At 68.5% G+C, this 21,752-nt stretch carries 18 protein-coding genes; all 18 read right to left on the reverse strand.

Annotated elements, in window-relative coordinates; all coding sequences use genetic code 11:
• Positions 1-62: 62 nt before the first annotated feature.
• The 18 genes from pyk to RHM57_RS08130 all read right to left on the reverse strand — a co-directional run bounded on the left by pyk (position 63) and on the right by RHM57_RS08130 (position 21,752).
• The gene (pyk, locus tag RHM57_RS08045; protein WP_134448728.1) at positions 63-1,508 is read right to left on the reverse strand and encodes a pyruvate kinase; all 1,446 of its coding nucleotides are present in this window, start codon (positions 1,506-1,508) and stop codon (positions 63-65) included.
• A 106-nt stretch (positions 1,509-1,614) separates the two neighbouring features.
• The gene (locus RHM57_RS08050; protein WP_134448729.1) at positions 1,615-3,072 is read right to left on the reverse strand and encodes a glutamate synthase subunit beta; all 1,458 of its coding nucleotides are present in this window, start codon (positions 3,070-3,072) and stop codon (positions 1,615-1,617) included.
• Entirely contained in the window at positions 3,065-7,642 is a 4,578-nt protein-coding gene (gltB, locus tag RHM57_RS08055; RefSeq protein ID WP_134561150.1) for a glutamate synthase large subunit, read from the reverse strand. Before gltB ends, RHM57_RS08050 begins: the two co-directional genes overlap by 8 nt.
• A 125-nt stretch (positions 7,643-7,767) precedes the next feature.
• A complete protein-coding gene (lgt, locus tag RHM57_RS08060) occupies positions 7,768-8,751 on the reverse strand; it encodes a prolipoprotein diacylglyceryl transferase (protein WP_416173107.1) in 984 nt (327 codons plus the stop codon).
• 73 nt (positions 8,752-8,824) lie between these two features.
• Positions 8,825-9,667 carry a tryptophan synthase subunit alpha gene (trpA, locus tag RHM57_RS08065; protein WP_416173108.1) on the reverse strand — a complete coding sequence of 281 codons (843 nt, stop codon included), beginning with the start codon at positions 9,665-9,667 and terminating at the stop codon, positions 8,825-8,827.
• Positions 9,664-10,881 carry a tryptophan synthase subunit beta gene (trpB, locus tag RHM57_RS08070; RefSeq protein WP_134560083.1) on the reverse strand — a complete coding sequence of 406 codons (1,218 nt, stop codon included), beginning with the start codon at positions 10,879-10,881 and terminating at the stop codon, positions 9,664-9,666. The genes trpA and trpB overlap by 4 nt, the downstream gene beginning before the upstream one ends.
• A complete protein-coding gene (trpC, locus tag RHM57_RS08075) occupies positions 10,882-11,652 on the reverse strand; it encodes an indole-3-glycerol phosphate synthase TrpC (RefSeq protein WP_134448732.1) in 771 nt (256 codons plus the stop codon). It lies immediately after the preceding gene.
• Between the two features lie 4 nt (positions 11,653-11,656).
• A complete protein-coding gene (locus RHM57_RS08080) occupies positions 11,657-11,884 on the reverse strand; it encodes a DUF6704 family protein (protein WP_134448733.1) in 228 nt (75 codons plus the stop codon).
• 98 nt (positions 11,885-11,982) lie between these two features.
• Entirely contained in the window at positions 11,983-12,630 is a 648-nt protein-coding gene (locus RHM57_RS08085; RefSeq protein WP_322189718.1) for a Trp biosynthesis-associated membrane protein, read from the reverse strand.
• Complete coding sequence (locus RHM57_RS08090; protein ID WP_134448735.1) at positions 12,631-14,175, reverse strand: anthranilate synthase component I; 1,545 nt, start codon at positions 14,173-14,175, stop codon at positions 12,631-12,633.
• Positions 14,172-14,606, reverse strand: coding sequence for a phosphoribosyl-AMP cyclohydrolase (hisI, locus tag RHM57_RS08095; protein ID WP_134561151.1), 435 nt, complete (start codon positions 14,604-14,606; stop codon positions 14,172-14,174). The genes RHM57_RS08090 and hisI overlap by 4 nt, the downstream gene beginning before the upstream one ends.
• Positions 14,606-15,367, reverse strand: a complete 762-nt coding sequence (hisF, locus tag RHM57_RS08100) for an imidazole glycerol phosphate synthase subunit HisF (protein WP_134448737.1) — start codon at positions 15,365-15,367, stop codon at positions 14,606-14,608. Before hisF ends, hisI begins: the two co-directional genes overlap by 1 nt.
• 68 nt (positions 15,368-15,435) lie before the next feature.
• Positions 15,436-16,275 carry an ATP phosphoribosyltransferase gene (gene hisG / locus RHM57_RS08105; protein ID WP_134448738.1) on the reverse strand — a complete coding sequence of 280 codons (840 nt, stop codon included), beginning with the start codon at positions 16,273-16,275 and terminating at the stop codon, positions 15,436-15,438.
• 66 nt (positions 16,276-16,341) lie between these two features.
• Entirely contained in the window at positions 16,342-16,605 is a 264-nt protein-coding gene (locus RHM57_RS08110) for a phosphoribosyl-ATP diphosphatase (RefSeq protein WP_134448739.1), read from the reverse strand.
• 12 nt (positions 16,606-16,617) lie between these two features.
• Complete coding sequence (rpe, locus tag RHM57_RS08115) at positions 16,618-17,286, reverse strand: ribulose-phosphate 3-epimerase (RefSeq protein WP_134448740.1); 669 nt, start codon at positions 17,284-17,286, stop codon at positions 16,618-16,620.
• A gap of 105 nt (positions 17,287-17,391) precedes the next feature.
• Positions 17,392-18,783: an RsmB/NOP family class I SAM-dependent RNA methyltransferase gene (locus tag RHM57_RS08120; protein ID WP_322135780.1), complete on the reverse strand. Its 1,392-nt coding sequence runs from the start codon at positions 18,781-18,783 to the stop codon at positions 17,392-17,394.
• Positions 18,780-19,697 carry a methionyl-tRNA formyltransferase gene (gene fmt, locus RHM57_RS08125; protein ID WP_322140824.1) on the reverse strand — a complete coding sequence of 306 codons (918 nt, stop codon included), beginning with the start codon at positions 19,695-19,697 and terminating at the stop codon, positions 18,780-18,782. The genes RHM57_RS08120 and fmt overlap by 4 nt, the downstream gene beginning before the upstream one ends.
• Entirely contained in the window at positions 19,698-21,752 is a 2,055-nt protein-coding gene (locus RHM57_RS08130) for a primosomal protein N' (protein ID WP_322140825.1), read from the reverse strand.

The raw sequence follows: 21,752 nt of genomic DNA on the forward strand, positions 1-21,752 counted from the left end.
GTCCGGACACTAGAAAAGCCCCGCCGACCGAAACGGTCGACGGGGCTTTCCTTCCAACGGGACTACTGCTTGACGTATGCCGGAGCAACCTCGTTGTGGGCGTCGCCGATGCGGTGCACCCGGATGTCGTTCGTCGAGCCGGCGATTCCGGGAGGGGAACCGCTGATGACGACGACCTTGTCACCGAGCTGGGCCAGGCCCTGGCCGAGCAGGATGTCGTCGACCTGGCCGAACATGGAGTCCGTGTGCGTGACCCGGTCCACGAGGTACGTCTGCACGCCCCAGGTGAGCGCGAGGCGGCGGCGGATGCCGGGCTCAGGCGTGAAGGCGAGCATCGGGATCTTCGACCGCAGGCGGGACATCCGGCGGGCGGAGTCTCCGGATTCGGTGAAGATGCAGAGGAACTTCGCGTCGACGAATTCCGCGACCTCGATCGCGGCGAGGGTGATCGCCCCGCCCTGGGTGCGCGGCTTGTTCGTGAGCGGCGCGATGCGCTCCAGGCCGTGGTCTTCGGTGGATGCGACGATCCGCGCCATGGTCTGAACCGTGACGACGGGGTATTCGCCGACACTTGTCTCGCCGCTGAGCATGACCGCGTCCGCGCCGTCGAGAACGGCGTTCGCGACGTCGGACGTTTCCGCACGCGTCGGGACCGGGCTGTGGATCATCGATTCGAGCATCTGCGTCGCGACGATGACCGGCTTGGCCATCCGGCGGGCGAGCTCGACGGCGTGCTTCTGCACGATCGGCACGGCTTCGAGCGGGAGCTCGACGCCGAGGTCGCCACGGGCGACCATGATCGAGTCGAAGGCGTCGATGATCTCTTCGAGGTGCTCGACGGCCTGCGGCTTCTCGATCTTGGCGATGACGGGGACCTTGCGGCCCTCCTCTGCCATGATCTCGTGCACGCGGGTGATGTCTGCCGCGTCGCGCACGAAGGAGAGGGCGATCAGGTCGGTGCCGAGGCGGAGGCCCCAGCGCAGGTCTGCTTCGTCCTTCTCGGACAGTGCGGGAACGTTGACGGCAACACCGGGCAGGTTGATGCCCTTGTTGTTCGAGACCGGGCCGGCGACGATGACGCGCGTCGTGACGACGATGCCGTTTGTCGCGACGACCTCGACCTTGACCTTGCCGTCGTCGATCAGCAGGAAGTCGCCGGGCTTGACGTCGTTGGGCAGGCCCTTGTACGTCGTGCCGGAGAGTTCCCTCGTGCCGAGGACATCGTCCGTGGTGATCTTAAAGATGTCGCCGACGGCCAGTTCATAAGGGCCGCCCTCGAACTTGCCGAGCCGGATCTTCGGGCCCTGCAGGTCGACCAGGACGGCGACCGCACGACCGGAATCATTCGCTGCCTTGCGGATGTTCGCGTAGACGGCCTCGTGCACGGTGTAGTCACCATGGCTCAGGTTCATCCGGCAGACATCGACACCCGCGTCGATCAGGGCTCGAATTTGATCGTAACTGGCGGCTGCCGGCCCGAGGGTAGCGACAATTTTGGCGCGTCTCATTCTGAAAGTGCTCCGTTTTCCGCGCCGGGTAGGCGCATTCTTGTTCTGTGGTTCTGGAGGCCGCTTGGTGGCGTCCTCCGGCTAATCGCTCACTTCACAGGGACCGTTAGATGGCGAAGGCATGGTCGGTCGGTTTGACCGGAGCAGGTAGTTGTGTCTCACCTTCGAGGAATCGATCGACGGCGGCTGCAGCAGCACGACCTTCAGCGATCGCCCAGACGATGAGGGACTGTCCGCGACCGGCATCGCCGGCGACGAACACGCCCTCACGGCTGGTTTGGTAGTTACCGTCTCGAACGACATTACTCCGCCCATCGAGCGGCACGTGCAGCTGGCTGGTGAGCTCCGCCGATTCCGGGCCGGTGAATCCGAGTGCGAGGAGTACGAGGTCCGCGGGGATTTCACGTTCCGTACCCGCCTTGGGCACGCGCCGGCCATCGAGGTACTCGGTTTCAGCGACGCGGATGGCGCGCACCTCGCCGGCCTCGTTGGAGAGGAACTCGATCGTCGAGGCGAGGTATTCGCGGGTGCCGCCCTCTTCGTGGGCGCTCGAGACCTCGAACAGGGTCGCGGACATCGGCCACGGCTGGTGTTCGGGCCGTTCTGTGCCGGGCTGCCTGCCGATCGCGAGGTTCGTGACGGATGCCGCGAGCTGGCGGTGCGCCGTGCCGATGCAGTCGGCGCCGGTGTCGCCACCACCGAGGACGACAACATGCTTGCCCTCTGCGGTGATCTGGCTGTCGACCGTGTCCCCAGCGCCCGTGCGGTTCTGCTGCACGAGGTATTCCATCGCGAAGTGCACGCCGGGGAGGTCGCGGCCGGGGACGGGCAGGTCGCGGGGTACGAGCGCACCGGTCGCGACGACCACGGCGTCGTACCTGGCTCTGAGGTCGTCCCAGGTGATGTCGACGCCGATGTTCACGCCGGCGCGGAACCGGGTTCCCTCCGCCGTCATCTGCGCAAGGCGCAGGTCGAGGTGCTTCTTCTCCATCTTGAAGTCGGGGATGCCGTAGCGGAGCAGGCCGCCGATCCTGTCGTCGCGTTCGAACACGGCGACCGTGTGACCTGCGCGGGTGAGCTGCTGGGCCGCGGCGAGACCGGCGGGCCCCGATCCGACGACGGCGACCGTCTTGCCGGTCAGGCGCCCCGGCGGCTGCGGCTGCACCCAGCCGTTGGAGAAGGCCTGGTCGATGATCGAGACCTCGACCTGCTTGATCGTCACGGCTGGCTGGCTGATCGCGAGGACGCACGCAGACTCGCACGGGGCCGGGCAGAGCCGTCCGGTGAACTCAGGGAAGTTGTTCGTGGAGTGCAGGCGCTCGATGGCCTGCCTGCCTTCCTCCCGCCAGGTGAGATCGTTCCACTCCGGAATCAGGTTGCCGAGCGGGCAGCCCTGGTGGCAGAAGGGAACGCCGCAGTCCATGCAGCGGCCGGCCTGCCGTTTGAGAACGGCGGCGTCTCCCTGTTCGTAGACCTCTTTCCAGTCCATCAGGCGCACGGACACCGGGCGACGCGGCGGCAGTTCGCGCGCCTTCGTCGTGAGGAATCCCTTCGGATCAGCCATTGGTAACCTCCAGGATGCGGTTCCAGACGACGTCGCCGTCGGGGTCGAGACCCTCGGCGACGGCGTTCTGCCTGGTCGCCAGGACGGCGGCGTAGTCCCGCGGCAGAACCTTGACGAATGTGGACATGGTTGTTTCGAGATCCGACAGGAGAGCCGCGGCGAGCACGGAATCCGTCTGGTCCCGGTGTTGTTCGAGGAGATCGCTGACGATCTCCCTGTCGGCGCTTCCGAGCGGGAGAAGAGTGAGCTCCCCGGACTCGAGCGCCTGGCTGTTGACGTCCTCCGTGCGGAGTCCGTAGACGTATGCGGTGCCGCCGCTCATGCCCGCACCGAGATTGCGGCCGGTCTGGCCGAGGATCAGGGCGAGCCCGCCCGTCATGTATTCGAGGGCGTGGTCCCCGACGCCTTCGACGACCGCGGTCGCTCCGGAGTTGCGCACCAGGAACCGTTCGCCGACGATGCCGCGGATGAACATGCTGCCCTGGGTGGCGCCGTAGCCGATCACGTTGCCGGCAATGACGTTCTCCTCGGCGGAGAAGATGCTCGAACGGTCGGGGCGGACCACGATCTGACCGCCGGAGAGGCCCTTTCCGACGTAGTCGTTCGAGTCGCCTTCCAGCCTGAGGGTGATCCCGCCCGGCAGGAAGGCCCCGAACGACTGTCCCGCCGAACCGGTCAGCGTCACGTCGATCGAGCCGGCCGGAAGGCCGTTCTCGCCGTGCCGGATCGTCACCTCGTGGCCGAGCATCGTGCCGACGGCCCGTTCGGTGTTGCGGATCGGCAGGGCGATCTCGACCCGGCCGCCGTGCTCGAGCACGCTTCCCGCGCGCCTGATGAGCTCGTTGTCGAAGTGTTTGTCGAGTTCGTGTTCCTGGGGTCGACCGAACTGTCTCGGCTCGGAATCCGGGAAGTCAGGTCCGTCGAGGATCGGCGCGAGGTCGAGGCCCGCTGCCTTCCAGTGTTCGAGTGCGCCGTCGACGTCGAGGATCTCGTGGTGGCCGACGGCCTCCTGGAGGCTGCGGAAGCCGAGCTCCGCGAGATACTCGCGCACCTCCTGGGCGATGAACTCGAAGAAGTTCACGACATGGTCTGCCTTGCCCGTGAAGCGCTTCCGCAGCTCGGGGTTCTGGGTGGCGACGCCGACAGGGCAGGTGTCGAGGTGACAGACCCGCATCATGACGCAACCCTCGACGATCAGGGGCGCGGTCGCGAAGCCGAACTCCTCCGCTCCGAGCAGCGCGCCGATGATGACGTCCCTGCCGGTCTTGAGCTGGCCGTCGACCTGCAGGACGACGCGGTCACGCAGGCCATTGAGCATCAGGGTCTGCTGGGTTTCAGCGAGTCCGAGTTCCCAGGGCGTCCCCGCGTGCTTGAGCGAGTTGAGCGGGCTCGCCCCGGTGCCGCCGTCATGGCCGGAGACCAGGATCACGTCCGACAACGCCTTGGCGACGCCGGCAGCGACAGCGCCGATGCCGGACTGGCTGACGAGCTTCGTGTGGATGCGAGCATCCGGGTTCGCCCGTTTGAGGTCGAAGATGAGCTGCTTGAGGTCTTCGATCGAGTAGATGTCGTGGTGCGGCGGCGGTGAGATCAGACCGACGCCCGCCGTGGCGTGCCGGGTGCGCGCGATCCAGGGATACACCTTGGTCGGCGGCAGCTGGCCGCCCTCACCGGGCTTGGCTCCCTGGGCGAGTTTGATCTGGATGTCGTCGGCGTGCGACAGGTACATGCTCGTCACCCCGAACCGTCCGGAGGCGACCTGCTTGACGGCGCTGCGGCGCTGCGGGTCGATCAGCCGGTCGAGGTCCTCGCCGCCCTCCCCGGTGTTCGACTTGCCGCCGATCCGGTTCATGGCGATCGCAAGGGTTTCGTGGGCCTCCGGGGAGATCGAGCCGTAGCTCATCGCACCGGTCGCGAAGCGCGTGACGATCGACGCGACCGATTCGACCTCGTCGAGGGGTACGGGGTGCCGCTTGTGCGTGTCGAAGGTGAACATGCCGCGGAGCGTCATGAGGCTCTCGGCCTGGTCGTCGACGAGTTTGGTGTACTCGCGGAAGATGTCGTAACGGCCGGTCCTGGTCGCGTGCTGGAGCCGGAAGATCGTCTCCGGGTTGAACAGGTGCGGGGAGCCGTCGCGGCGCCACTGGTACTCGCCGCCGGTGCTGAGGCGTTCGTGCGCCGTGACCGCTGCATCTTCCGGGTAGGCCGAGGCGTGGCGTGCTTCGTTTTCCGCGGCGATGACATCGATGCCGATGCCGCCGAGCTTGCTCGTCGTCCCGGTGAAGTACTGGGCGACAAAGTCCTGGCTCAGGCCGACGGCCTCGAAGGTCTGGGCTCCCGCATAGGACGACACCGTCGAGATGCCCATCTTGGACATGATCTTGAGCACGCCCTTGCCCAGGGCCTTGATGACGTTGCGCACGGCCTTCTCGGGTGAGACGTTCGTGATGTACCCGCTGCGGACCAGGTCCTCGCAGGTTTCCATCGCGAGGTACGGGTTGACCGCTGAGGCGCCATAGCCGATCAGGAGCGCGACGTGGTGCACCTCGCGCACGTCACCGGCCTCGACGACAATGCCGACCTTCATCCGGTTCTCCGTGCGGATCAGGTGGTGGTGCACGGCGGCGATCATCAGGAGCGACGGGATCGGCGCGAGATCCTTGTTGGAATCGCGGTCGGAGAGCACGATGAAACGGGCTCCGGCCTCGATGGCGTCGTCGACTTCGAGGCACATCGCGTCGATGCGGTTGGCCAGGGCGTCCGGGCCATCGTCGAAACGGTACAGGCCCCGGATGGTCGAGGTCGTCCGGCTGCCGGGGGCGGGGTCGATGTGCTGGATCTTGGCGAGTTCGTCGTTGTCGATGACCGGGAAGTCCAGGACCACCTGGCGCGCATGCTCCGGTCCGACGGACAGGAGGTTCCGCTCCGGCCCGAGTCCGAGCTTGAGGGAGGTCACGACCTCCTCCCGGATCGAGTCGAGGGGCGGGTTTGTCACCTGGGCGAACTGCTGGGTGAAGTAGTCGAAGATGAGCCGGGGCCGGTCGCTCAGAACGGCGATCGGCGTGTCGCTGCCCATGGCGCCGAGGGGTTCCCCGCCGGTGCGGGCCATCGGGGCGAGCAGGATGCGCACTTCTTCTTCGGTGTAGCCGAAGGTGCGCTGGCGGCGCACGACGGATGCCGGCGGGTGCACGATGTGCTCGCGCTCAGGGAGGTCCTTGAGGTTGATCCGGCCGGCGTCGAGCCAGTCCCCCCACGGTTCCATCGCGGCGAGTTCTGCCTTGATCTCGTCGTCCTCGATCAGCCGGCCCGCGACGGTGTCGACGAGGAACATCTTGCCGGGGCGGAGCCGGCCCTTGCGGACCACGCGGGCGGGGTCGATGTCGAGCACGCCGATCTCGCTCGCGAGCACGACGAGGCCGTCGTCGGTGATCAGGTACCGGCCGGGGCGGAGCCCGTTGCGGTCGAGCGTGGCGCCGACGAGGGAACCGTCGGTGAAGACGATCGCCGCGGGACCGTCCCACGGCTCCATCAGCATCGAGTGGTACTCGTAGAACGCGCGTCGTTCCTCGTCGAGCGCGGTCTGGTTCTCCCAGGCCTCAGGGACCATCATCATGACGGCGTGCGGCAGGGAGCGGCCGGAGAGGCTCAGGAGCTCGACGACCTCGTCGAAGGACGCGGAGTCGCTGCCGCCGGGGGTGACGATCGGCAGCAGCGGGGCGAGGTCTCCGAGCAGGGAGGATTCGAGCTGGGACTGGCGCGCGCGCATCCAGTTGCGGTTGCCCTGCACGGTGTTGATCTCACCGTTGTGCGCGATCATCCGGAACGGCTGCGCGAGCGGCCACGACGGGAAGGTGTTGGTCGAGTACCGGGAGTGCACGAGGGCGAGCTTCGAGACGAAGCGCGGGTCGGAGAGGTCCGGGTAGAAGGGTTCGAGCTGGAGGGTCGTGACCATGCCCTTGTAGACCAGGGTGCGGCAGGAGAGCGACGCGAAGTACGTCTCGAGTTCCCGCTCCGCGCGCTTCCGCAGCCGGACGGTCTGGCGGTCGAGCGCGATGTCCGCGACGCGTTCACCGTCGTCCTCCGTGCGCGAACTCTGGACGAAGAGCTGCTGGATCGCGGGCATGGCCGCCCTGGCCAGGTTTCCGACCTCGTCGGGGCGCACGGGGACTTCGCGCCAGCCGAGGATCTCGAGGCACTCCTCCTGGGCGATCCGGCCGATCTGGCGCTTGACGGCGCTGCGTTCGGTCGGGTCTGTCGGGAGGAACACGTTGCCGACGGCGTACCGCCCGGCGGCGGGGAGCTCGAATTCGACGACCTGGCTCAGGAAGTCGTGCGGGATCTGCGTGATGATGCCTGCGCCGTCGCCGGTTCCGGCGTCTGACCCAACCGCGCCGCGGTGTTCGAGGTTCCGGAGGGCGTCGAGTGCGATCGTGATGATGTCGTGCCCGGCGGTTCCGCGGAGTGTCGCGACCATGGCGAGCCCGCAGGCGTCCCGCTCGTCGGCAGGGTTGTACAGCCCCTGGGGCTGGGGAACGGTGCTGAAGCGGGAAAAGAGGGGTGACTGCGGCATGGGACCGTCCTCAGAGATAGCTGGCAAGTGGGGACGACGCTGGCCCGCGGGGGTGGAGATCATCTGCGTACAGTTGCGCGCCGACCCGTCGTACCGGGAGGGAGGCGGGAGCCGGGTGTACGGTCTCAGGCCTGGAGGCGCGGGTTGCTGGTGCTTGTGGCTGCAACGTCGCCCGATGCGGCGGGTTCGACGGCCTCATCACCGTGGTCCTCGAAATCCGTATCAAACTCTTCAGATTCTACCTCAGGGACGGGGCGCTTCCATTCCCGACCTGGGCGATAGACGCTGACTTCGAGTCCGGGGTGCCTGCGGCCCTGCACCACGATGAGGATGATGCCGAGGACCACGGCGATGATCGCTGCCCAGACGTTGGTGCGGATTCCGAAGAAGATCTCGCTCGGGTCGATGCGGATCGATTCGAAGAACGTGCGGCCGAGGCCGTACCAGACCAGGTACACACCGAAGGCGCGGCCCCAGCGGAGCGTGATCCGGCGTTCGATGAGGAGGATGACGATCACGCCGATCGTGTTCCAGATCATCTCGTAGAGGAAGGTCGGGTGGAACAGGGTGCCGGCCGGGAGCCCGACGGGGAAGGCCGGGTTGGTCGACGGCACCTCGAGGCCCCAGGGCAGGGTCGTCGGCAGGCCGAACAGTTCGGTGTTGAACCAGTTGCCGAGGCGTCCCATCGCCTGCGCGATGAGCATTCCGGGGGCGAGGGCATCCGCGAAGGACCAGAATTTCACGCCGGAGATCCGGCAGCCGATGTATGCTCCGACGGCCCCGCCGATGAGCGCACCGAAGATGGCGTTTCCGCCGTGCCAGATCGCGAAGACCTCCCAGGGGTTCGCACCGGCGTAGAAGTAGTCGGCAGGGTGGGTGAGCACGTGGTACGCCCGGGCGCCGACGATGCCGAGCGGAACGGCCCAGAGGATGATGTCGAGCACGACGCCCGGCTCGCCGCCGCGATTGCTGAGGCGCCTGCTCGTCATGACCGTCGCCGCGATGATGCCGGCCAGGATGCACAGCGCGTACGCGTGGATCGGGAACATACCGAGGTTGAAAGAACTCCACTCGGGGCCTGGGCTCGGAATGCTCAGCAGAAAAGACACCTGGGTATTACCTTTCGTAGCGGGGAAGCGTGGGAGCTCGCCTCGGTCAACTTACCCTAAACGGTCGCGTGCCCTAAACGGCGGCGCGGATCCCGGTCGCTCCGGCTGCAAGCCGGGCGGCCAGGGCTCCGAGGGCGGGGACTCCCCCGTCGGACAGCGCCTTGACCAGCGCGGAACCGACGATGGCGCCGTCCGCGTAGCCGAGGATCTCGCGCACCTGCTCCGGAGTCGAGATTCCGAGGCCCACGCACGCGCTCGTCGCCCCGGCGAGGCGCAGCCGGTCGACCAGGACGCGGGCTGCGGAGTCGACGTCGGAACGCGCCCCGGTGATGCCCATGGTGGAGACGGCGTACACGAAACCCCGGCTGACCTCGACCGCGTGGGCGAGCCGTTCGTCTGACGACGAGGGCGCGGCGAGGAAGACCCGGTCGAGCCCGGTGCGGTCGCTCGCCGCGAACCAGTCTGCTGCGTCGTCGGGGATGAGGTCGGGGGTGATCAGGCCTGCGCCGCCTGCGGCGAGCAGGTCGTCGGCGAAGCGGTCGACCCCGTACTGCAGGATCGGGTTCCAGTAGGTCATCACGAGGACAGGGGCGTCGACGCGTGCGGTGATCGCCGCGACGGCTTCGATTCCGTGGCGGAGCCGGAAACCGTTGGCGAGGGCCTGCTGGGTGGCGGCCTGGATCACGGGGCCGTCCATCACGGGGTCGGAGTACGGGAGCCCGAGCTCGATGATGTCGACGCCGTTCTCCGCGAGGGCGACCGCGGCCCCGATGCTCTCAGCGAGGGTGGGGAATCCGACGGGAAGATAGCCGATCAGGGCACCGCCGCCCTCTGCCTTGCGCCGGGCGATCGTGGCTTCGACCCTGCTGGTGCGGTTGGGCGTCATCGGTGTGCTGGTCTTCGTCGTTGCGGTCATAGCTGCTGTGCACCCTCGTCGAGCAGGTCGAAGTATCGGCCCGCCGTTTCCATGTCCTTGTCGCCGCGACCGCTGAGGCTGACCAGGATGGTCGCCTCCGGTCCGAGCCGTTTGCCGAGCTCGAGGGTTCCGGCGAGGGCATGGGCCGACTCGATCGCCGGGATGATGCCCTCCGTGCGGCTGAGGAGGCGGAACGCGTCCATCGCCGCGGCGTCGGTGACGGGCAGGTACGTCGCCCGTCCGATGGTCGAGAGCCAGGAGTGCTCCGGTCCGACCCCCGGGTAGTCGAGTCCGGCCGAGATGGAGTGCGACTCGACGGTCTGGCCGTCCTCGTCCTGCAGCATGAGGCTGCGCGCCCCGTGCAGGATCCCCGGGCGTCCCTTGGTCAGGGTCGCGGCGTGGCGCGGGGTCTCGATGCCCTCTCCGCCTGCTTCGTACCCGTAGAGGGCGACAGCAGGGTCGTCCAGGAAGGCGTCGAAGATTCCGATGGCGTTGGAACCGCCGCCGACGCACGCGGTGACGGCGTCGGGGAGGCGCCCGGTGAGTTCGAGCACCTGGGCGCGGGCCTCTTCTCCGATGATCTTCTGGAAGTCGCGCACCATCGCGGGGAAGGGGTGCGGACCTGCGACGGTGCCGAAGATGTAGTTGGTGGTCTCGACGTTCGTGACCCAGTCGCGCATGGCGTCGTTGATCGCGTCCTTCAGGGTGCGCGACCCGGTGCGGACGGAGACGACCTCTGCACCGAGGAGGCGCATCCGTGCGACGTTGAGGGCCTGCCGTTCGGTGTCGACCTCGCCCATGTAGACGACGCACTCGAGCCCGAACAGCGCGGCGACGGTCGCGGTCGCGACGCCGTGCTGGCCGGCGCCGGTCTCGGCGATGACCCGGGTCTTGCCGATGCGCTTGGTAAGAAGCGCCTGGCCGAGGGCGTTGTTGATCTTGTGTGACCCGGTGTGGTTGAGGTCTTCGCGCTTGAGGATCACCCGGGCGCCGCCGGCGTGCGCGGCGAACCGCGGCACCTCCGTGATGATCGACGGTCGGCCGGTGTAGCTCCTGTGCAGTTCCATCAGCTCAGCGGCGAAGGCCGGGTCGACCTTGGCCAGCGCATATTCGTTCGTGAGCTCGTCGAGGGCTGCGACGAGCGACTCCGGGACGAACCGGCCTCCGAAGTCGCCGAAGTACGGGCCTGTTTCGGTTCGAAGGGACGTGGACATTTAGACCGCCAGAAATTCGGTAAGGGTGAGGATGGGATCGTTCGTGACGAGCGCTTCGCCGACGAGGACGACGTCGGCGCCGGCGGCACGATAGTGGGCGACGTCCGCGGCCGTCTTGACCGCTGATTCGGCGACGCGGATGACACCGGAGGGGATCCGGTCTGCGAGGCGGCCGAAGAGCTCCTGGTCGAGCTGGAACGTCGACAGGTCGCGGGCGTTGACCCCGACGAGGCTTGCACCGATATCCAGCGCACGGTCGACTTCTTCGGCGCTATGGGTCTCGACGAGGGCCGTCATGCCGAGTTCGCGGACGAGGGCCTGGAGGGACCCGAGGGTGGCCTGGTCGAGTGCCGCGACGATGAGGAGCACGAGGTCTGCGCCCGCGGCCCTGGCCTCGAGGACCTGGTACGGCTCGCCGATGAAGTCCTTGCGGAGGACAGGGATGGACACGGCGGATCGCACCTGTTCGAGGTCGGCGAGGGACCCGAGGAAACGGCGTCCCTCTGTGAGCACGCTGATGGCGCTCGCCCCGCCGAACTCATAGGAGACGGCGAGGGCGGCAGGGTCCGAGATCTCGGCGAGGGTGCCCCGGGAAGGACTCGCCCGCTTCACTTCCGCGATGATCTTGACCCTGTCGGCCGGTGCGAGGGCGTGCAGTGCGTCGATGGCGGGGGCGCGATCGAGGGCCGCCGATTCGACGGCGGCGAACGGACGGGTGAGGCGCCGTTCAGCGGCGTCTGACAGTGCCCCGGCGAGGAGTTCGGACAGCACTCGGCTAATGACTTTCGTGCGGCGCTGCGTCGGCGACGCCGTAGCCCAGCCGGCTCAGTACGAACCCGGCGATCGGGCCGAGGACGAGGAGGACGACAGAGGCCCACACCAGCCACGGCACATCGAGGAAGAAGGCGACGGTGCCGATCGTGATCGCGACGAGCATGACGACGACAGCCGTCCAGGCCGCGATCGAGTGGCCTTCGCCTGGGTCTACCGACTCGAAGCTCATGGTTCTCCTTCTGGGCGTCAACTGCGTACGCATGGGCGTCATCTGCGGACGCGTGGATTGTGGGTCCTGGTGCGGCTCAAGTCTAGCGGCGGCGCCGATCACCGGTCACCGGCCGTTTCGGTGGGATCATCGCCGCGCGTGAGCCCGTCCCAGGTGATGACGGCATCCTCTCGCGCGTCTTCACCGGCGGAAGCAGCCGGCTGGCCGCCGGGTGCACCGTCCGCGGGCTCGAAGCGCACGGCCTGGTATCGACTCGTCGCGCCGGGCCAGCGGCGATTCGTGACGAGGATGCCGACACCGGCCGCGGCCATGATGACACCGGCCGCGAAACCGGCGAAGGCCCACGGTGTGAGGGCGGCCGCGGTGACGCCGTCCTGGATCGAGGCGTTACCCGCGATGCCCGTCGCTTTGGTGATCGCGGCCGCGCTCGCTGCGGCGGGGTTGCCGATGGCGAGGCCGGCATCGAGGGAGACCGAGAAGCCGAGAAGCACCTCGAGGGCGCCGAGTACGACCCGGATCACGGGGCCCGCGATCGTGAGTGCGCCGGCGAGGGCGAGCCCGGCGAGGGCGAGGGCGCTCAGCGCGCCCGCTGCGGTCGAACCGCTGATCGGCAGGTCGACGGTCGATGACCCCTGCACGACGCGCACGTCGATCCAGACCTGGCTCCAGGCGAGGAGCGCGAGTCCGCTCGCGGCGATGACGAGGAGCACCAGCCGGAGCTTGAGGGTGCGACCGGTTCGCTTCACCTAGTGCACCCGCTTCATGGCGTTGGCGATCGCGACGGCGCGCAGCGGTGCCGCGGCCTTGTTGACCGATTCCTGGAACTCGCTCGCGGGATCGGAGTCTGCGACGAGGCCTCCCCCGGCCTGCACCCTGGCCACACCGTTGCTGATCGTGGCGGTGCGGATGGCGATGGCCAGGTCCGCGTCCCCGGCGAACCCGAAGTAGCCGACCACTCCCCCGTAGACACCGCGCTGGGTGGGCTCGAGATCGTCGATGATTTCGAGCGCCCGCGGCTTCGGCGCCCCGGACAGGGTTCCGGCCGGGAAGGTCGCCCGGAACACGTCGATGGCCGTCTTCCCCTGCAGCAGGTTGCCCTCGACGGACGAGACGAGGTGCATGATGTGGCTGAATCGCTCGATGCGTTTGAACTCGGTGACCTCGACGGAGCCGGGTGCGCAGACCTTGAGCAGGTCGTTCCTGGCGAGGTCGACGAGCATCAGGTGTTCCGCACCTTCCTTGGGGTCACCGGCGAGCTCGGTCTCGAAGTCGGCGTCCTGTTCCGGGGTGGTACCGCGCGGCTTGGATCCGGCGATCGGGTGGGTGAACACGCGCCCGTTCTGGACCTTGACGAGGGCCTCAGGGGACGATCCGACGATCCAGTACGGTTCCCCTGTCGCGGACTCGAGGCCGAGCAGGTACATGTACGGGCTCGGGTTGAGGCTGCGGAGCACCCGGTAGACGTCGATCGGGTCGGCCGTGCACTCCTGGTCGAAACGCTGGGAGATGACGACCTGGAAGATGTCCCCGTCGACGATGTGCCGCTTGGCGGTGTCGACGGAGGCCAGGAAGTCGTCGCGGGTGGTGCGGGCGCGCATCGTCGCGGGGGCCGACATGTCGACCTCGGCGAGCCAGGCCTCCGCAGGCACGGCGAGCCTGGCCTGCATCGAATCGAGCCTGGCCTGGGCGGTCGCCCAGAGCGTGTCCGCGGCGTCGATCCCGTCGTTCAGGACGTTGGCGATCAGCTGGACCGTGCCGAACTTGTGGTCGATCGCGACGAGGTCTGCCACGAAACTGAAGGCCTGGCCTGGTACGTCATAGTCTGCGGTGGGCTGGTTGGGCAGGCGTTCCAGCTGACGAACGGCCTCCCAGCCGATGAACCCGACGAGACCGCCGGTCAACGGCGGGTGCCCGGGAAGCCGCGGCGTCTGCCAGCGGGCGTACAGGGTGGCGAGGGCCTCGAGCGGCGGCTGGGCCGCTGCCGGGCCGAGGACGCGTGCGGCGTCGACGCCGTAGGGGATCCACCGGGTTTCCGAACCCTGCTGGGTCAGGACGCCGAACGACGACACCCCGACAAAGGAGAACCGCGACCAGATGCCGCCCTGTTCCGCCGACTCGAGCAGGAAGCTGCCCGGTTGACCGGCCGCGAGTTTGCGGTAGATGCCGACGGGGGTCTCCCCGTCCGCGAAGAGTTCGCGGATCACGGGGATGACGCGGTGCCCTGCTACCAGCGCGTCGAACTGCGCGGCCGTCGTCGTGCCGGCCGTACTCGTCTGGGAATCCGTCGTCATGCGTGTTCTCCGTCTGTCGCGTCGGGGTCTGTCGCATCGGGGTCTGTCGCGTCGGGGTCTGTCGCATCGGGCCTGGCGCCGTGGGCGACGTCGATGTCCCGCCCGTCGAAGCACGTGTGGGTTCCGGTGTGGCAGGCCCCGCCGACCTGGTCGACCTGGACGAGCAGGGTGTCTGCGTCGCAGTCGAACGCTGCGCCGCGCACGTACTGAGCGTGCCCGGACGTGTCGCCCTTGCGCCAGTATTCCTGGCGCGAACGTGACCAGAATGTCACGCGGCCCTCTGAGAAGGTCCGCCGGAGGGCTTCCTCGTTCATCCAGCCCAGCATGAGCACCTCGCGGGTGTCCCACTGCTGGATCACCGCGGGCAGGAGGCCGTCCGCATTGAAGACGGCGCACCCGAGGGCATCCTCGATGGTCTGCAGGGGTGTCATCAGCGCACCACGAGTCCTTCCCTGGCGAGTTCGTGTTTGACGTCTCCGATACTGAGTTCGCCGTTGTGAAAGACGGATGCCGCGAGGACGGCGTCTGCGCCTGCCCGGATCGCGGGCGGAAAATCTTCGACCCGTCCAGCGCCGCCGGAGGCGATCACGGGTACGCTGCTGATTTCGCGCATGAGGCCGATCAGCTCGAGGTCGAAGCCATTCTTGGTCCCGTCCGCGTCGATGGAGTTGACGAGCAGCTCCCCCGCTCCGAGTTCGATCGCGAGCCTGGCCCAGGCGAGGGCGTCGAGGTCGGTCTCTGTGCGGCCGCCGTGGGTCGTCACGACGAACCCGGATTCCGTGCGGTCGCTGCGCTTCACGTCGAGGGACAGCACGAGCACCTGTGAACCGAAGCGGTCGGCGATCTCGCCGATCAGGGCAGGGCGGAGGATTGCGGCGCTATTGACGCCGACCTTGTCAGCGCCGCTCGCCTGCAGCCGCGAGACGTCTTCGACTCCCCGGATCCCGCCGCCGACGGTGAGCGGGATGAAGACCTGCTCCGCTGTGGCGCGCACGACGTCGTACGTCGTCGCCCGGTTGTCGACGGTCGCGGTGACGTCGAGGAACGTGAGTTCGTCTGCACCCTGCTCGTAGTACCGTCGCGCCAGTTCGACCGGGTCGCCCGCGTCCCTGAGGTTCTGGAAGTTGACGCCTTTGACGACCCGGCCGTTGGCCACGTCGAGGCACGGGATGACCCGCACGGCAAGACTCACGATTGCACCTCCGGGGCTCTGCTGCCCAGTGTTGTTCCGCCCGTTGCTATTCTGCCCACAATCGGGTTCTACAGGCGGGCGTTGTGGATGGCGCTGATCAGGATGGCCCGGGCGCCGAGCTCATAGAGGGCGTCCATGATGTGGTTGCTGTCGTGACGCGGGACCATCACGCGCACGGCGACCCAGTCGGGGTCGTGCAGGCTCGACACCGTGGGTGACTCGATTCCGGGGGCGAGCAGGCAGGCCGCGTCGAGTTTGACGAGCGGGATGTCGTAGTCCATCAGCACGTACTGGCGGGCGACGAGCACGCCCTGCAGACGGCGGAGGAGCGTGTGGATGCCGGCGTTCTCGTTCTCGGAGGTGATCAGGACCGCCGTCGATTCGAGGATGACCGGGCCGAAGATCTCGAGGCCGGCCTTGCGCAGGGTCGTTCCGGTCGAGACGACGTCGGCGACAGCATCCGCGACACCCAGCTGGACGGCGGACTCGACGGCGCCGTCGAGGGTCACGAGGGTGACCGTGACGGAGTGACGGGCCAGGAAGGCTTCGACGAGACCGGGGTAGCTCGTCGCGACGCGGAGCCCTTCGAGGTCGCTCAGCTCGCCGAAGCGTCCGGCGGGGCCCGCGAAGCGGAAGGTCGAGTCGCCGAAGTCGAGGCTCGCGATCTCCCGTGCCGGGGAGCCGGAATCAAGCAGAAGGTCCCGGCCGGTGATTCCGACGTCGAGCGCCCCGCTGCCGACGTAGGTGGCGATGTCCCGCGGACGCAGGTAGAAGAACTCGACGCCGTTGCGCGGGTCCGACACGACGAGGTCGCGCGGGTCGCGACGCCCGGTGTACCCGGCCTCGTGCAGCATCTGCGCCGCGGTTTCGGACAGGGAGCCCTTGTTGGGCACGGCAATTCTCAGCATCTCAACACTCTCAGCAGGTCAGTTCTCGGGGTAGGGATGGCGGCGCCGGCCGCTGCGGCGGCCGGTTCAGAGGTGCTTGTAGACGTCGGCGAGGGTGAGCCCCTTCGCCAGCATCATGACCTGCACGTGGTAGAGCAGCTGGCTCATCTCTGCGGCGGTTTCCTCGTCGCTCTGGAACTCCGCTGCCATCCAGACTTCGGCAGCTTCTTCGACGATCTTCTTGCCGATGGCATGCACTCCCGCGTCGAGTTCACGGACGGTTCCGGAGCCTTCCGGCCGGTTGAGTGCTTTTTCGCCCAGTTCAGCGAAGAGGTTGTCGAATGTTTTCACTCCCCTAGGTTACTAGTGCGCGTGCGAGTGCGCGGTCGCAGCAGTCCTCAGGAGAGCGATCCGGGCCTCGGGATCCGGGAAACCGAACACGCTCGAGCCGGCGACGAAGGTATCCGCGCCCGCCTCTGCGGCCACGACGATGGTCTCCTCCGTGATGCCGCCGTCGACCTGCAGCCAGATGTCCCTGCCACTGGCCCTGACGGCATCCGCCACCGTGCGGAGCTTGCGCATGGTCGACGGCAGGAAGCTCTGGCCGCCGAAACCGGGCTCGACGGTCATCACGAGGACCTGGTCGAATTCGGCGAGGAACTCGAGGTACGGCTCGATGGCGGTGCCCGGCTTCAGGGCGATGCCCGCGCGGGCGCCTGCTGCCCGGAGCTTGCGGGCAAGCGCGACCGGGTTGGTCGTCGCCTCACCGTGGAAGGTCACGGAGAACGCTCCGGCCTCGGCGAATTTCGGTGCCCACCGTTCCGGATCCTCGATCATGAGGTGCGCGTCGACGGGCAGCGCAGAGACCTGCATGATGCGCTCGGCGACGGGGAGCCCGAAGGTGAGGTTCGGCACGAAATGGTTGTCCATCACGTCGACGTGCACGAGGTCGGCGGTGCGGATGCGACCGAGGTCGCGTTCCAGGTTCGCGAAGTCTGCGGCGAGAATGCTGGGGCTGATCCTGATCGGCATGCCTTCACCCTATCGCCGCAGGCATGCCACCCCACTCCGTGAGGTGTCGCACATCGACCTTCATTCGCCCGGCGAACGTCGATATGCGACACCTCACGAGTATTGCTAAGCGGTGCGCTCGAGCAGGGTGATGAACATCGCGTCGGTTCCGTGGCGGTGCGGCCACAGCTGCACGCTCGTTCCGTCGCCCGGCAGGTCGAGCGGGGTGCCGCTGAATCCCTGGACGACCGCGGCCGTGTCGACGGCCCGCACCCGGTCTCCCCACTTCTTCAGCGCCGTGGCGACAATGCCGCGGCTCTCCGCGATGTGCGGTGAGCACGTGACGTATGCAAGGAGGCCGCCGGGCTTCAGTGCGCCGAGCGCCGCGTCGATGAGGCCGGACTGCAGGTCGGAGAGTTCGGCGACGTCGCGCGGAAGCTTGCGCCAGCGCGCCTCCGGCCGGCGACGCAGTGCGCCGAGACCCGTGCACGGTGCGTCGAGCAGGATGCGGTCGAATTCCTCGGAGTGGTTGACGGCGATGCGGGTCCCGTCGAGTTCCCAGACCGGAACGGTGCCCGGGACCGCGGAGAGGGCGCGGCGCACGAGCGTGGCCCTCGCCGGAACGAGCTCGTTTGCAACGAGTTCGGCGCCACCCGCGCGCGCTTCTGCGGCGAGCAGGGCCGCCTTGCCGCCGGGTCCGGCGCAGAGGTCAAGCCAGCGTTCTCCCGGCGTGATGGGGCGGGCCCGGCTCAGGGTGAGTGCTGCGAGCTGCGAACCCTCGTCCTGCACCCGGATGCGGCCGTCGTGGTCGGTGACGAGGTGAACGGGGTCTCCGCCCGCGAGCATGAACCCGACCGGGGAGTACTCGTTGGGTCGGCCGAGGCCGGCGGTCTCCTCTGCTGTCGTGATGCCAGGCAGCGCGACCATGTTGACCCGGGGGGCGGCGTTATCGGCGATAAGCAGGTCTTCGAGTTCGTCCTCACGGCCTTCGAGGCGCAGCGACTGCCTGAATGCGCGCACGACCCACACCGGGTGCGAGTGTTCGGCGGCGAGCCGGTCGTCCGCGGAGCCTGCTCCGGCGAGGACCCGTTCGCGCCACTCCTCCGGGGTCGAGCGGGAGATGGTGCGAAGCACGCCGTTGGTGAAGCCCGTCGCTGCACGGGAGCCGACCTGGCGGGCCAGTTCGACGGATTCGTTGACGGCGGCGTGGGTCGCGACGCGCGTCGCGAGCAGCTGGTGGGCGCCGAGGCGCAGTACGTCGAGAATGGCCGGGTCGATCGCGGAGACCGGCCGGCCGGCCGCTTCCGCGATCACGAGATCGTAGTAGCCCTGCATGCGCAGGGTGCCGTAGGTCAGTTCGGTGGCGAGGGCGGCATCCGCCGTGCTGAGGGCGGCCCGCTGGATACGGGTCGGCAGCAACAGGTTCGCGTAGGCGTCCGACTCACGGACGGCCGCGATGACGTCGTAGGCGACGCGGCGGGCGGGCTGGACGAAGCCCTGGTGCTGTTGGACGCTCATGAGGCGACCACGTCCGTCGCCGCCATGCCGCGCCACCAGTCGATTGCCTTCATCTGTGTCTTTCCAGCCGGTTGCACCGTGACGAGCTCTAGCGGCTCCGTCCCGGTTCCAACCAGCACCTTCTTGTCGAATTCGCGAATCACGCCCGCCGGAAGCGGCTGGGCGCCGTGGGTCGGCGCGAGGTCGAGGACCTTGAGGCGCGCTTCGCCGAGCATGGTGAAGGCTCCGGGTTCCGGCGTCACGCCGCGCACCCGGTTGTAGACGACCGCAGCGGATGCGGCCCAGTCGATCCTGGCGTCGGCGAGGCCGAGTTTGGCGGCCGTGGTGGGCTCGCCCACCTGGGGCACCGCCTCGATCGTGCCGGCCTCGAGCTGGTCGACGACGTTCCTGAGCAGCACGGCACCGCTGTGACTCAGGGAGTCGAGGAGCCCGCCGGCGGTCGCGTGCCGGGAGATCGGTTCGGAGAAGCTCGCGAACACGGCGCCGGCGTCGAGCTCGGCGACGAGCTGGAAGACCGCGGCTCCCGTCCGTTCGTCTCCGGCCATGATGGCGCGCTGCACGGGCGCTGCCCCGCGCCAGCGCGGCAGCAGGGAGAAGTGCAGGTTGATCCAGCCGAGGCGGGGAACGGAGAGCAGGGGTTCCCGCACGAGCCCGCCGTATGCGACGATGACGCCGAGGTCGGGTTCGATGGCTTCGATTCGTTCCGTCGCCGCAGCGTCGAGGCGATTGGTCTTGAGCAGCGGAAGTCCGAGCCCGGCAGCGGCCTGCGCGAGGGGTGACGGGGTGAGCACACGCTTCCGGCCGAGGGGGGCATCCGCCCGGGTGATGACCGCCGCGATGGAGTGCGGCGAGTCGGCAAGGGCCTGGAGACTGGGCACCGCCACCTGGGGCGTGCCCGCGAATACGAGTTTCATTTAGAGCAGCTCCGGGTCGTCGAATCGTACTTTGAGTGTAGGTGCCGGGCGGAAGGCGGCGCCTTTGGCCCGGCGGCGGCGCGCTGCATTGCGCACAATCGCCGCCTTCACGAGCCTGGCGACGTCGTCGCCGTCGACGTAGTTGAACCGCACGACGGCCCGGACGAGGGGGTCGACGGTTGTGACAGGACCGAGCACATCGAGGCCGGGAACGTCCGTGAGATCCTCGACCGCCGCTGCGACATCGGCGGCGGTCCCCGTCACAGAGGCGACGCGCACGGCGGGCGGGAAGCGCAGCTGCCTGCGGTCAGCGAGTTCTGCCGCTGCGAAGGCACCGGGCTGCCACGCGTTGAGCGCCGTCGCGAGTGCCCCTCCGACGCCGGCGAGCATGACGGACGCGCCGGGGGCGGCGAGGGCTGCTGCGTTGCTCCACCAGCGCAGGCAGTCCTCTGCGACGCCGAGGGACTCGCGGGCGAGCATCTTCTCACCGTCGAGCAGGAGGATCGCCCGGTAGCCGCCTTCGGGGATCGGCTCGGCACCGCGCGTCGCGACGACGAGGGCAGGGGCGGCCCCGATCTGCTGCAGCGGATGCTCCCCGTCGGCGACGAGGACCAGCGCGCCGGGAAAGGCGCGGCCCAGTTCCTCGGCGGTGCGCCCGGTTCCGAGGGACACCACCCGCAGGGACCTGCCCTCACAGTGCAGGCAGCTCCAGCCTGCCGCAAGCTTGCCGCACCAACGGCAGGACGGCACGGCGTTCGCGCTCGCGAGGGCGAGCGGTCCCTGGCAGTGCGTGCAGCGGGCCGATTTCTTGCAGGTCTGGCAGGCGAGGGTCGGCGCGTACCCGGGGCTCGCGACCTGGACGAGGACGGGTCCGTCAGCGAGGGCGGCCCTGGCCACCTGCCAGGCGGCGGAGGGGATCCGGTTGGTCCGCTCCTGGCGGTCGGGACTGAGCTGGAATTCAGTAGGGATCACCCGGGGATGCCGAGGGCTCAGGGGGTGCGCCTCGCCGAGAAAGCCCAGTTCGAGGAGCCGCTGCACGGGCACGCTGCGGGTGTGCCCGAAGAACATCAGTGCGCACCCGCTCAGGGCCTGGCGGACCAGTGCTGCGTCGCGGGCATGGACGTAGGGGCTGAGCGGTTCGGAGTGCAGGGGGTCCCCGTCGTCCCAGAGCAGGATCGCCCCGAGGTTGTGCGCCGGCGCGTAGACCGCAGACCGGTTGCCGAGGATGATCCGCGGGGTGGGTTCCAGGCAGGCGAGGAAGGCGCGGTAGCGCTCGGGGTTGGGCTGGCGGGCATCGACCCTGCTCACGGTTCCCGCGGGCGCGCAGGCATCGAGGGCGGCCTGGAGCTGGTCCTGGTCGCGGTAGTCGGGAACGCAGAGGATGGCGCTTCGCCCGCTCCGAACGGTTGCCGTGGCGAGTTCGGCCATCGTGGTGGCCCAGTGGCCGACGGTGCGCCCGTCCGGCAGGGCGACGAGGGCGGGTACGGCGGCCACGCTGAGGCGCCTCTGCTCGGCCAGGGCCGCGTCGAGCAGACCGGCCGGGTAGTCAGCGAAACCGGCGGATGCCGCGGGTTCGGCTTCCGGAGCAGGTTCGGCTTCGTCCTGCGCGGCTTCGTCCTGCGCGGCGAGCCAGGCCTTCTCGACCCGCACAGCGCGAGGGGGGATCGCGAGCCGGAGCACGTCGCTCGCGTTGCCGGCCGCGCGGTCGGCGACGCGACGTGCGAGCCGCCAGACCTCCGCCGTGAGCACAGGGGCAGCGGACACGATGGCCTCGACCGGGCTCAGGGCGCCATGGAAGTCGGCGGCGGCGTCCTTCGGGGGCTCGATGCCGGACACCGGTGCGTTCAGGGTCGCGAGGACGGCTCCCCCGGCATCGAGGACCTCGATCAGGTAGCCGTCGGCGACGCGTCCCGCCGAGCGCAGGGGCACCCGGACCCGCACTCCCGGCCGCGCGGCCGCGGCGAGGTCGTCCGGGATGCCGTAATCGAAGAGATGGTCGAGCTGGGGCAGTGTCGACTCGATCAGGACGCGTGCCACGAGGCCCGTGCGTCCCAT

Source organism: Cryobacterium sp. 10S3 (assembly GCF_034344045.1).
Taxonomy (GTDB): Bacteria; Actinomycetota; Actinomycetes; order Actinomycetales; family Microbacteriaceae; genus Cryobacterium; species Cryobacterium glucosi.